Consider the following 14,245-nt stretch of genomic DNA (forward strand, 5'->3'; position numbering starts at 1 on the left):
AAAAAAACGCACACTGAAGACACCGGTACCACAGCCATTCACCCCGAACTCGACTGATCCAGCGCACGCGCGTCCACATGCCGACACCGCGCTGCTGGATGACAACGCCGATCACTGTAAACCATTCGGTTGGTTCAAACCGCAAATTTCAAGCTATTTGCAGTTTTTACACCGTTCGAATGGTGTCGTTCCTGGCTCTGCCCGGTATCGGTCCGACTATTGCATTCGGCCGAACGACTTCCCGCCGACGAACAGCGTCACGCCGTCCGGTTCGTCGGCCGAACCGCCGTCGGTGACCACTACGGCGTCGAGATCCTCGAAGTCGTCACCGCCGAGTTCGCCTGTGTCGGCCGCCGGTACGAACGCATGCGTGACCCACTCGTCGAGGACGAGGTCCGCGAGCTCGCCGTCCCCGCTCGGCACGACCCACGCCGCTCCGACGACACCTGCGGCCAACAGGGCCGACAGTTGCCAGGCATCGCCGGCGTCGGACGCAGCGAGAAGCCGTGACTCGAACGTCACTCCGTATCGCCCGTTCGCTTCGGTCAGCGCAGCCACGAGCGTGCTCTGTCCGATCTCCTCGACGGTTCCGTCACCCGTCACGACGACGACCGCAGGGTCCGACGGATCGAGCAAGCGTGTGCGCTCGGAGTACGCGATCGGCCTGGGCGATGCATCGGAGACGGCACCGACGACGGACGCGTCGTCGATCGAGAGCACCTCCGGCCCCTCGGGCACGTCCGATCCGTCTCGTCCGAGGACCAGCCGAACACCCACGGCTTCGACGAGTGCCTGTGCGTCGCAGTCGCTTTCACCCACGACGACGGCCGCTCCGGTGAACGTCGTCGCGAGCACGGCGACTGCCCAATCCACCGACACGGGCACCGTGACGACGACTTTGTCTCCCGGTCCGACACCGCGACCGATGAGCACTCGTGCCAATCGGGCAGCGCGACCCTCGACGGTGAGGTACGACAGTTCCTCACCGTCGACCGCGACGGCGGGAGCGTCGGGATCCAGCTCGACGACAGAACCGATCACCTGCGGCAGGGACCTGTCCAGCGACACCGACGAGGCAGGGGCGGTCTCGGCCTCCGGCGCGGCATGCGCCTGGGTGAGGGCCCGTTCCTGTTCGCTCATGATGTCGATGTCGCCGACGATGACGAACGGGTCCGCAGCCACGGAACGCAGAATGCGCGTGAACCGGTCACCGAACGTTCGAGCGGTCGGCTCGTCGAACAGATCCGTTGCGTAGAGCAGGGATCCGAACAACCCCGCAGGGTGGCCGTCTGCGTCCGTCCGTGGTTCGACGGTGAACTGCAGGTCGAACTTGGCGCCCAACTCCCCCGCATCGAGACCCTCGACCGTCAGGCCCGGCAGATCCAGGCGCACGCGCTCGAGGTTCTGGAACGACAGCGCTACCTGGAAGATCGGATGACGCGCCTGCGAACGCGCGGGCACCACGGCGTCGACGACGTTCTCGAACGGTACGTCGGCATTACCGAAGGCACCGAGATCGGCCGTCCGCGCCTCGTCGACGAGCCCGGAGAAAGTTCCACCCAGATCGATCTCGGTGCGCAACGCAAGCGTGTTGACGAACATGCCGACGAGCTCGTCCAACTCGGCTGCCCCTCGACCCGCCACCGGCGTACCGACGACGACGTCGCTGCTGCCGCTGAGACGCCCGAGCAGGACCGCGAGTGCGGCGTGCACGACCATGAACAGCGATGCGCCGCGGTCACGTGCGAATGCGGCCAGCTGCGCATGGGATTCGGCGTCGAGGTCGAAGTCGACGGATCGACCCTGCATCGACTGCGTGGCCGGACGTGGCCGATCGGTCGGCAGATCGAGTGCGTCCGGAATGCCTGCGAGCGTCTTCGTCCAATAGCTCAGCTGTTCCGCCGCAACCGAATCGGCGTCGTCGACGGCTCCGAGGACGGCCCGCTGCCACAACGCGAAGTCCGCGTACTGGATCGGCAGTTCTGTCCATTCCGGCGCCTGACCGGCGACCCTCGCCGAGTACGCGACCATGACGTCGCGTGCCAACGGGGCGATCGACGCACCGTCGGCCGAGATGTGATGCACGACGAGCGCGAGAACGTGCTCCCGCGGCGACAGCCGAACGAGACCGACGCGGACCGGTACTGCGTCGGCGACGTCGAACCCGCCGAGAACGAGCTCGGCCACGACGCGGGTCGCGTCGGCTTCGCTGTCGACCGCGCGTGGCGTCAGATCGAACGCAACGTCGGCCGGAGCCAGAATCCGCTGCTGCGGGCCGTCGGCGTCGGACGGATAGATCGTGCGCAGCGACTCGTGCCGGGCGACGACGTCTGCCACCGCATGTCCGAGCGCGTCGGTGTCGAGATCACCGGAGAGCTTCACTGCCAGCGGGATGTTGTATGCGCCGGACTCGGGGTCGAGGTGGTTCAGCACCCACATACGTTGCTGCGCAAGCGACAGCGGGATACGTTCCGGTCGCGGCCCCGCGGTGAGGGCCGGGCGAACACCCGTGCCTGCCAGTTCGGAGACCGTTGCCGCGAACGCCGCGACGGTGGTCGCGTCGAACATGGTCCGCACCGGGATCTCGGCATCGAGAGCCGCACCGACGCGTGAGACCACCTGCGTCGCGATCAACGAGTTGCCGCCGAGCGCGAAGAAGTCGTCGTCGAGTCCCACCTGCGGAACACCGAGAACCTCTGCGAAGACCTCGGCCACGATGCGTTCGACATCGGTGGTCGGGGCGCGGAATTCCGCAGCCTCGAAGACGGGCTCCGGCAGCGCCTTTCGATCCAGCTTGCCCGACGGACCCAGCGGAAGCGCGTCGAGTACCAGCAGCACCGACGGCACCATGTACTCCGGCAGCACCTCGGCCGCCGACGTCAGCACCGCGTCCACGTCGATGGACGCCCCGGCAGCGGGCACCACGTATCCGACCAGACGCTCACCACGCACCAGGACGACCGCCTGCGCCACCGACTCGTCCGCCAGTACCGCGGATTCGATCTCCCCGAGCTCGATGCGGAGACCGCGCAGCTTGACCTGGAAGTCCGAACGCCCGATGTACTCGAGCTCGCTTTCGCGGTTCCAGCGCACCAAGTCGCCTGTGCGGTACAGCCTTTCGCCTACGTCGCCGAACGGATCGGCGACGAACCGATCGGCCGTCAGGTCAGGACGCGACGCGTACCCACGAGCCAGCTGGACACCGCCGAGGTAGAGCTCGCCCACCGCGCCGACCGCCACGGGACGCAGCCTGGCGTCGAGCACGTAGACCTGCGTGTTGAACACGGGTCGGCCGATGGGAACGCCTGCGGTGTCCGCATCGGTGACCTCGTGATACGTCACGTCGACGGCCGCTTCGGTCGGGCCGTACAGGTTCACCAGAGTCGTCGACGGCAGCACGTCGGACAAGGCTTTCGCGGTCGAGTACGGCAACGCCTCGCCGGACGCGAACACCCAGCGCAACGACCCGGCCGCCGACGCCGCCGGCTCCGACGCGAACACACCGAGCATCGACGGCACGAAGTGCGCCACGGTCACGCCTTCGGCCTCGATCAGACGTGCCATATACACCGGATCGCGGTGGCCGTCGGGGCGGGCGATCACGAGACGCGCACCGATCTGCAACGGCCAGAACAACTCCCACACCGACACGTCGAACGTGGTAGGTGTCTTCTGAACGACGTGATCGGCAGGCGTCAGTGCGTACTCGGCCTGCATCCACACCAGTCGGTTGACGATCGCGCGATGCTCGATCGTCACACCCTTCGGCTTGCCCGTCGATCCGGACGTGAAGAGTACGTACGCCGCATCCGACGCGCTCACCGGCCTCCTGCGTTCCGCGTCCGTCACCGGCGCGTCCGAGAACTCGGCGACATCGAGGTCGTCGATCACAATCGGCAGTTCGGAGGCGAAATCGCCGCGATCGCGCGACGTGGTGAGCGTCAGCGCGACGCGTGCGGTGTCCAAGATGTAGGCGATGCGCTCCGTCGGCTGCGACGGATCGACCGGCACGTAGGCGGCGCCGGCCTTCAGTACCGCGTAGATGCCGACCATCAGCTCGAAGGATCGCCCGATGGCAACGGCGACCGTCGACTCGGGACCGACCCCGCGACCGATCAGGTACCGGGCGAGTCGGTTCGCGCGGGCGTCGAACTGCGCGTAGGTGATTGTCCGGCCGTCGAACGTCAAGGCGGGGGCGTCCGGTGTCCGCGCCACCTGCGCGTCGAACATCGACACCAGGGTCGCCGACGGGTCGACGGCGTGGTCGGTCGCGTTGACCCCACGCACCAACCAGTGAAGTTCGCCGGCGTCGACCAACTCGATGTCGCCGACGGCGGTCTCGACGTCGGCCGTGACGGCGTGCAGAACCGCGACGAACTGGCGACCCAGCTCCGTGATCGTGTCCGCGTCGAACAGATCTGTGGCGTACACCATTTCGACGGATCGACCACGCGCACCGTCCGACTGCTCGTGCGGCTCGGAGACCGTGACCTGCAGATCCATCTTCGCGACGGCCGAATCGAAATCGACCGCGGCTGCCGTCAACCCCGGCAGTTCGAAGGACGACGACGAGAAGTTCTGGAACGTCAGCAGGACCTGCACGAGAGGGTGGCGTCCCTGCACACGCGGCGGATCGAGGACCTCGACGACACGCTCGAACGGCAGATCCGCATGCGCGAACGCGGACAGATCCACTTCGCGTGCCTGAGCCAGAACGTCACCGAAGCTCTGCGAGCCGTCGATCTGCGTCCGCAGGACCAGGGTGTTGACGAACATGCCGATGACGTCGTCGAGTGCGGCCTCACCGCGACCGGCGACCGGTGTGCCGACGGCGACGTCCTCGCTGCCGGACACGCGCGACAGCAAGACGGCCAGCGCCGCGTGCACGACCATGAACGGGGTCACGCCCCGCTCGGCAGCCACCCGGTCGATTGCTGCGGTCGTGGTCTCGTCGAGCGTCAGCGAGTGCGCCGCACCTCTACCGCTCGACGCGGAGGGCCGGGCACGGTCCGCCGGCAGTTCGATCTCGTCGTCGAGCCCGGCCAGCGCCGTCTTCCAGTAGGCCTCCTGCTTGCTGACGATCGACGACGCGTCGTCCGGCGATCCGAGGACCTCGCGCTGCCACAGCGTGTAATCGGCGTACTGCACGGGCAACGGCGTCCAGCCGGGTTCCTCGCCGCGGCTTCGCGAGACGTACGCGGTGATCACGTCACGCATCAGCGGAATCATCGAGAACCCATCTGCGGCAATGTGATACGCGACGACGACGAGTACGTACTCGCTGTCGCCGACCTCGAGGAGCCTGATCCGCAGCGGTGCTCGCCGTGTGACGTCGAAGCCCTCGGTGACGATCGTCGTCACCGCGTCGAACAGATCGGTCTCGGCGACGGCCTCCACGCGGAAGTCGGCGCGCCCCGAGGCCACCGGCATGACGACCTGGATGCCGGTGCCGTCCGACTCCGGATACACGGTGCGCAGGATCTCGTGCCGTGCGACGACGTCGTCGATCGCCGCCGTCAGCGCGTCGACGTCGAGCGTTCCCGTCAACCGCACCGCTGCCGGAATGTTGTTGACGGCCGATGCCGGGTCGAGCCGGTTGAGGAACCACATGCGCTGCTGTGCGAGCGACAGCGGGATCCGGTCCGGTCGCGGCATCGCCGTCAGTGCGACGCGTCCGCCGGTGTGCGATTCGACGCCTGCCGCCAGCGCCTCGACGGTCGGCGCCTCGAACAGCGTCCGGACCGGAACCGACGAGTCAAGTGCCGCACCCAGTCTCGACACCACCTGCGTTGCGACGAGCGAGTTGCCGCCGAGCGCGAAGAAGTCGTCGTCCAGACCGACGCGTTCGACACCGAGTACCTCGGCGAAGATTCCCGCGACGATCTCCTCGACCGGCGTGGACGGTGCACGGAACTGTCGGGCAGCGAATTCCGGTGCGGGAAGCGCTTTTCGGTCGAGCTTGCCCGACGTGTTGAGCGGGAACTCGGCGAGTACCACGATCGCGCCGGGGACCATGTACGTCGGCAGCGTCTGCCCCAGCGCCGCGCGCAGTGCGTCCGTGTCCACGGTGTCGGTACCCGCAGGAACGACATAACCGACGAGTTGATCACCGGCATCGGTGGCGACGACAGCAGCCGCGGACAGACCGACGGACGGATGCGCGGCCAAGGCAGCCTCGATCTCGCCGAGCTCGATGCGCTGTCCGCGGAACTTGACCTGGAAGTCGGTGCGACCGATGTAGTCGATCGTGCCGTCGGCACGCCACTCCACGAGGTCACCCGTGCGGTACATGCGAGCGCCGTGCTTGGAGAACGGGTTCGCGACGAACCGATCCGACGTCAGGTCGACGCGCCCGTGGTAGCCACGAGCAAGCTGAACGCCTGCCAGATACAGCTCACCGGGAACACCGACGGGTACCGGATGCAGTCGCGAGTCGAGAACGTAGACCGCCGAATTCCATTCGGGGACACCGATGGTCACGGCTGTACCTGCCGCGGTGTCGGTCACGTCGGCGTAGGTGATCGACACTGCCGCTTCGGTCGGGCCGTACAGGTTGTGGACGCGCGCCGAGGAGACGCGGGCGAAGTCTCGGACGGCCTCGCCGGGCAGTGCCTCGCCGATGACGAAGATCTGGCGCAGGCTCGCGATCGATGCCCGTGTCACCGCTGCTGCGAACACCGACAGCATGGTCGGCACGAAGTCCGTGACGGTCACCGCATGTCGTGCGATGACGTCGGCGAGATAGGCGGGGTCACGATGTCCGTCCGGCGTCGCGAGGACGAGAGTCGCGCCCACGCGCAGAGGCAGGAAGAATCCCCACAGGGACACGTCGAACGTCGTCGCGGTCTTCTGCAGATAGACGTCCGCTGCGCCCAGTCGATATTCCGACTGCATCCACTGCATCTGATTTACGATCGCCCGGTGGCTGACGGCAACGCCCTTCGGCCTGCCCGTCGATCCGGACGTGAAGATGACGTACGCGACGGAGTCCGGCGAGACCCGCGGCGGGGTGAACATTGCGTCGGATTCGGGACGAGCGTGCACGTCGACGACCGGAACGTCCACCGGCGGCGTGAACTCGTCCTCGGACCTGGTCAGCACACAGACGGGTGCCGCGGCGTCGAGGATGTAGCCGATGCGCTCGGCCGGGTGGTCGGGGTCGATCGGAACGTACGCGGCGCCGGAACGCAGCACCGCGTACATCGCCACGACCAGATCGACGGACCGTCGAACAGCAAGAGCGACACGTGTTTCCGGTCCTGCCCCCGACGCCGTGAGCACTGCCGCCAACGAGTCGACGCGCTCGGACAACTCGCCGTACGTGAGCGACACGCCCTCGTACACGAGCGCCGTTGCGTCGGGACGTTCGGCGGCGACGGCGTCGAATCCGTCGAGAAGCAACGCAGCCGGCAGCTCGTGATCCGTCGCATTCCATGCGCGCAGCAGGGCGTCGCGTTCCGGTTCGGTCGTGACGTCGATGTCGCCGACGACCGATGCCGGGTTCGTCGTCACCGCCTCGAGGACGGCGAGGAATCGCGATTGCAGCAGCTCGATGCCCGACGGGTCGAACAGATCTGTCGCATAAGTGAATTCGACCGACCAGCCGTCACCTTCAGTCGGCTCCGACACTGCAACCTGAAGATCGAACTTGGCGGTGCCCGCATCGAAGTCGACTGCGGAGACGCTGAGGTTCGGAAGGTCGAGTTCGGAGCGACCGAGATTCTGGAAGAACAACGCCACCTGGAACAGCGGGTGCCGTGCCGTCGATCGAGCCGGATCGAGGATCTCGACGAGTCGTTCGAACGGGATGTCGGCGTTGACGAACGCCGCGAGGTCGGACTCTCTGACCTGAGCCAGCACCTCGTCGAAACGAGCTGGTGCGTCGACACGTGTCCGCAGCACGAGCGTGTTGACGAACATGCCGATCATGTCGTCGAGTGCAGCATCACCGCGGCCGGCGATCGGAGCGCCGACGGCGATGTCGTCGGTGCCCGACAGGCGCGCGAGCAGCACGGACAGCGCGGCGTGAACCACCATGAACGGCGTGGCCCGTTCCGCGGACGCCAGATCCTCGACTGCACTTCGCAGCGACGCGTCGATGTCGAACCGATGCGTCGTGCCGCGTCCCGACGCAACAGCCGGACGCGGCCGATCGAACGGCAGGTCCAATTGTTCCGGTACGCCGGCAAGTGTCTTCTGCCAGAACGCCTTCTGCGCGGAGATGATCGATTCGGGATCGTCCTCCGAGCCGAGTACCTCGCGTTGCCACAGCGCGTAATCGGCGTACTGAACCGGCAATGGCTCCCAGTCGAGGTCGAGCCCGGCCGCGCGAGCGGTGTAGGCACGCACGACGTCACGCGTCAGCGGGCCGAGCGAGTAGCCGTCGGCCGCGATGTGATGGGCGACGAACACCAGAACATGCTCGGTGGACGACACCTCGAACAGGCTCGCACGGAACGGGGCACGCGTCGTGACGTCGAATCCGGCGAGCACCGTCTCCTCGATCGACGCGGCCAGTTGCTGGGCGTCCACTGGAATCGGTGCCAGGTCGGGAATGACCGACCGAGTCGACACCACCTCCTGATAGCCGACGCCGTCGATCTCCGGATACACCGTCCGCAACGATTCGTGACGGGACAGCACGTCGGCGACCGCGACGTGCAACGCATGCCGATCGAGCAAGCCCGACAACCGAATCGCGACGGGAATGTTGTTGACCGCGGAGTCCGGATCCAGGCGGTTGAGGAACCACATGCGCTGCTGCGCCATCGACAGTGGAACGTGATCCGGTCGTTGCTGCGGAGTCAGCGGGACACGAGCGCCCCTGCCCACCTCGGATTCGATGCGCACCGCGAGCGAGGCGACGGTCGACACCTCGAACAACAGACGAACCGGGACGGTCGTGTCCAGCGCAGCACCGAGGCGGGAGACGACCTGCGTCGCGATCAGCGAGTTACCGCCGAGCGCGAAGAAGTCGTCGTCCGCGCCGACGCGTTCGACACCGAGCACGTCGCCGAACACGGACGCGATGATCTCCTCGACAGGAGTCGACGGCGCACGGAAGGCGCGCACCTGAAGTTCTGGCTCCGGCAATTTCGCACGGTCGAGCTTGCCCGCCGCATTGGTCGGAAGGGCGTCGAGCACGACGAACGCTGCCGGAACCATGTACGACGGCAACTCCGCCGCCAGCGTCCGGCGCAGCTCCTCGAGGTCGACCGGTGTACCGGCGACGACGTACAGCACGAGGCGATCGCTCTTGACCACGGCAACCGCGTCGGTCACCGAAGGTGCTGTGCGCGCGACCGATTCGATCTCGCCGAGCTCGATACGGAGACCACGGAGCTTGACCTGGAAGTCGGTGCGTCCGATGTATTCGAGTTCGCCGGACGCGTTCCACCGCACGAGATCGCCGGTCCGGTACATCCGTCCGCCACCGAACGGGTCGGCGACGAACCGCTCGGCGGTCAACGTCGATCGTCCGTGGTACCCGCGCGCGGTCTGCACACCCGCCAGGTAGAGCTCGCCGGCCACTCCGACGGGCGTCGGGTTCAGCCGACCGTCGAGAACGTACGCGGCGGTGTTCCACACCGGGGTGCCCATGGGTGCCGTGGTGTCGTGCAGCGCGTGGCCGTCGACGCCTGCCACCGGCCTGCTCGTCGCGTGCACGGTGAATTCGGTCGGCCCGTACAGATTGTGAACCTGCGCATCGGTCGCTCGGGCGAGCCCGGTGACGACCGACGCCGGAAGCGCTTCTCCCGCAAGCTGAATCAATCGCAGCGACGACGCGTCCCGCGCGGCCATCTCGGCGGTGAACACGGGCACCATCGACGGTACGAACGAGGTGGCGGTGACCGCCTTCTGCTCGACGACGTCGGCCAGGTAGGTCGCGTCGCGGTGACCGTCGGGACGCGCGATGACCATTCGAGCACCGGACGCCGGTGCACCGAACAGTTCCCAGACCGACACGTCGAACGTGAACGGCGTCTTCTGCAGGACGACATCGTGCCCGCCGAGTCCGTATTCGTTCACGATCCACGCGATCTGGTTGACCACCGCGCGGTGCGGTACCGCGACACCCTTGGGACGACCGGTCGAGCCGGACGTGAAGATCACGTACGCAAGTTGATTCGGGTGCGTCGACCCGCGACGATCGGCGTCCATCAATGGCTCGGCCCGGTAGTCGGACAGGTCGAGCGTGTCGATCCGGACGACGCTCGTTCGCGGCGCGACGAAATCGTCGCGAGTCGTCGTCAGCACGACGGGAGCCTCGGACACGTCGAGAATGTAGTCGTTGCGCTCGGCCGGCTGGTCGGGATCGATCGGTACGTAGGCGCCGCCCGCCTCGATCACCGCATACAGCGCGACGACCATGTCCACGGACCGGCGAATCGCGACGGCCGTCAGGACGTCGGGCCCGACACCGAGTGTGACGAGATGGCGCGCGAGAGTCGTCACACGCGAACGGAACTCGCGGTAGGTGACGGTCTCGTCGTCGAAGGACAGCGCCACCGCGTCCGGCGTGGTCGACGCCATCCGGTGGAACGCGTCGAGCACGAACTCGTCGGCCACGTCGTGGCTCGTGACGTTCCAGGTCTCCAGCACCGTCGTGCGCTCGGCGCTGTCGATCAGCTCGATGTCGCCGACGACCGTCCCGGCATCTCTGGTCACGGCGCCGAGGACACCGATCAACCGCGACGCCAGAGTCGCGATCGTCGATTCGTCGAACAGGTCGGTGGCATAGGTGAATTCGAGCTTCCATTGCGCGTCGTTCTCGGAGACGGTGACCTGAAGGTCGGTCTTCGCGACGGCAGTGTCGAACTCGACTCCGGACACGGTCAAGCCCGGCAACTCCAGGCTGGTGGTCCCGAGGTTCTGGAACACGAGCAGCACCTGGAACAGCGGGTGGTGCGCCCTCGATCGCGGTGGATCGAGTACCTCGACGAGACGTTCGAACGGCACGTCGGCGTTACCGAACGCGTCGAGATCGGAGCGACGCACGGCGGCGAGCAGGTCGGTGAACGAGTCGGCCGGGTCCACGACGGCGCGCAGGACCAACGTGTTGACGAACATGCCGACGAGGTCGTCGAGAGCTTCCTCGCCACGACCCGCGACGGGTGTTCCGACCGCGATGTCCTCGGTTCCCGACAGCCGGGCCAGCAGCACCGACAGCGCGGCGTGCACCACCATGAACGGCGTCGCGGACTGCGTCGTTGCCAGCGCCTCGATGGACCTGCGCAGCGACGCGTCGATGTCCGTCGCGTACGTCGCACCCCGTCCCGACGCCACGGCGGGACGTCGCCTGTCCGACGGCAGGTCCAGTTGTTCGGGCAGGTCCGCCAACGCGCCGCGCCAGAATCGTTCCTGCGCGGAGATCAACGATCGTGGATCGTCTTCCGAGCCGAGGACCGCGCGCTGCCACAGCGCGAAGTCCGCGTACTGCACAGCCAAGGGCGCCCATCCTGGAGCGTTGCCGTCGCTGCGGGCGGCGTACGCGGTGACGACATCTCGCGTCAGCGGAAGCATCGAAAAACCGTCCGCCGCAATGTGATGCGCGACGAGAATCAACACGTGTTCGGTGGGTGACACCTGCAGCAGGCGCAGTCGAACCGGCACCTCGGCTGTCACGTCGAATCCCTGCGACACGACATCGACGACGCGGCCGTGCAACGCCGTTTCGTCGACGCGTTCGGGAAGCAGATCGGGCGCGGCGTCGTCCGTCTCACGCACGACCTGGCGGCCGACGCCGTCGACCTCCGGGTACACGGTGCGCAACGCTTCGTGCCTGTCGACGACGTCGTAGATCGCAGCCTGCAACGCGTCGACGTCCAGCAGCCCGGACAGCCTGATCGCGACCGGAATGTTGTCGACGGCCGAGTTCGGGTCGAGGCGGTTGAGGAACCACATGCGCTGCTGCGCCATGGACAGAGGAACGACGTCGGGACGTTCACGCTTCGTCAGCGGCTCACGCGCCGACGAACCGTCGGCCTGCGCGGCGTCGACCGACTTCGCGAGACCGGCGACGGTCGGTGCGTCGAAGAACGCACGCACGTCGAGCTTGATCGACAGTTCGGCTCCGACGCGAGCGATCGCGCGGGTCGCGCTGAGCGAGTTACCACCGAGTGCGAAGAAGTCGTCGTCGACGCCGACGCGTTCGACTCCGAGGATGTCCTCGAAGACGGCGACCAGGGTGCGCTCGACATCGGTTGCCGGAGCACGGTATTCGGCGGCCGCGAGGGTGACGTCGGGCTTCGGGAGGGCCTTGCGGTCGAGCTTTCCGCTCGCGTTCAGCGGGAACTCGTCGAGCACGACGAACACGGCCGGAACCATGTAGTCCGGCAGCGTGCCGCGGATACCGGCGGCCAGTGCAGCGGAGTCGGCTTCACCGGTCGTCGTGACCAGATACGCCACCAACTGATCGTCGACCCCGGAATCCGAGTCGTCGGAACGGACGACGACCACAGCCTGGCGGACCGTCTCCTGAGTGAGAAGCGCCGCTTCGATCTCACCGAGTTCGATGCGCAGACCACGAAGCTTCACCTGAAAGTCGGTGCGGCCCAAGTATTCCAAGACACCTGCGGCGTTCCAGCGCACGAGGTCGCCGGTGCGGTACATCCTCTCGCCGGAGTCGCTGTACGGGTCGGCGACGAACCGGTCGGCGGTCAGATCGGGTCGCGCGATGTATCCGCGCGCCAGCTGCACACCCGACAGGTAGAGCTCGCCGGGCACGCCGGGCGGAGTGCGGTCGAGGCCCTCCCCAAGCACGTGCAGTCCGGTGCGGGGCACCGCGACGCCGATCGGTACCGACACGAGGTCGGAGCTGTCGGTGCGGTGGTACGTGACGTCGACGGCAGCCTCGGTCGGGCCGTAGAGATTGTGCAGTTCGGCGTCGAACACCTCGTGGAAACGAGCCGTCGTCGACGCAGGCAGTGCCTCGCCCGACGCGAACACCTGCCGCAGGCTCGGAATCGTCGGCGCCTGGTCCGAGTCGAACTGGCCGAGGAACACCGACAGCATCGACGGCACGAAATGTGCGGTCGTCACACCGTGCGTGCTCATCGTCTCGGCGATGTACGCCGGATCGCGGTGGCCGTCGGGCGCGGCGACGACGAGCCGTGCGCCCGCTTGCAGCGGCCAGAAGAATTCCCACACCGACACGTCGAACGTGAAGGGAGTCTTCTGCAGAACGACGTCGTCGGCGGTCAGCGGGTAGTCGGCCTGCCGCCAGTCGAGGTTCGCGACGATGGCCTCGTGCGAGACTGCAACACCCTTCGGGCGTCCCGTCGAACCCGACGTGAAGATGACGTACGCGGTGTTCGCCGGATCGAGCGCACCGTTGCGTTCGTCGTCGACGAGCGGTTGCGACGCATACTGCGCCAGATCTTCGGTGTCCACGTTCAGCGCACGAACGTCGCCCGGTAGCGCGACGTTCTCGGTCGACGTGGTGAGCACGAGAATGGGCTCGGCGATGTCGACGACGTAGCCGATGCGATCGGCGGGATGTCCGGGGTCGATGGGAACGTACGCGCCTCCCGCAGCACTGATCGCGTACATCGCGACGAGCAGGTCGAGCGACCGCGAGATCGACAGACCGACGCGAACGTCAGGGCCGACTCCGAGCTCGACGAGGCGACGGGCCAGACGATTGACCCGGCCGTCGAATTCGGCATACGTGAGTTCGGTCCCGTCGAAGGTCACCGCGACCGCGTCGGGGGTGCGCTCGACCTGGTCGCGAAAACGACTGACGAGCGTCTCGGCGACGGGGGCCGCAGCGACCTCGCCGAGCACCTCTCGGGCGTCGGCGACGACGGTCGCGACGATCCCCTCCAGCCCACCGTCGGCCGCTTCGACGGCACCCGGTGCCACTGTCGACAATGCGAGCGGGACGAGAGCGTCGGCGCCGAGCACTCCGCCCATGGCGGTGTCGAGGTTGCCGATCTCGCGGTGCAGGTCTCCGTACGTGATCGTCGAACTACCGACAGCGACGGCGACACGGTCGGCCTGACCTGCGGCGACCCGTCCGACCAACCCCGGTAGATCTTCGATCGCCGTCGACTGCGAACCGGACCCACCAGACACCATCTACCTCGTCCTCCCAATCACCACTCGCGAAACCTCGATTATCGCAGCCGTACGAAGCCTACTGACGAACGGACCACCGCCCAGTTCGCCGACGGATTGTTCCGATACCCACCTGATCAGGTCGGCATCCGAATGATCCGTCGGCAAACTCCCCGTACCCGCCGCC

At 67.0% G+C, this 14,245-nt stretch carries 1 protein-coding gene; it reads right to left on the reverse strand.

Annotated features, from left to right (window positions below):
- Positions 1 to 216 precede the first annotated feature (216 nt).
- Entirely contained in the window at positions 217 to 14,079 is a 13,863-nt protein-coding gene (locus tag DK926_RS06595; RefSeq protein ID WP_114329755.1) for a non-ribosomal peptide synthetase, read from the reverse strand.
- Between the last annotated feature and the right edge of the window lie 166 nt (positions 14,080 to 14,245).

This window comes from Rhodococcus sp. Eu-32, assembly GCF_003336925.1.
Classification (GTDB): domain Bacteria; phylum Actinomycetota; class Actinomycetes; order Mycobacteriales; family Mycobacteriaceae; genus Rhodococcoides; species Rhodococcoides kyotonensis_B.

Excerpts from the sequence above, each read along its gene's own strand:
- DK926_RS06595 (WP_114329755.1), bottom strand. The coding sequence starts at position 14,079 with ATGGTGTCTGGTGGGTCCGGTTCGCAGTCGACGGCGATCGAAGATCTA.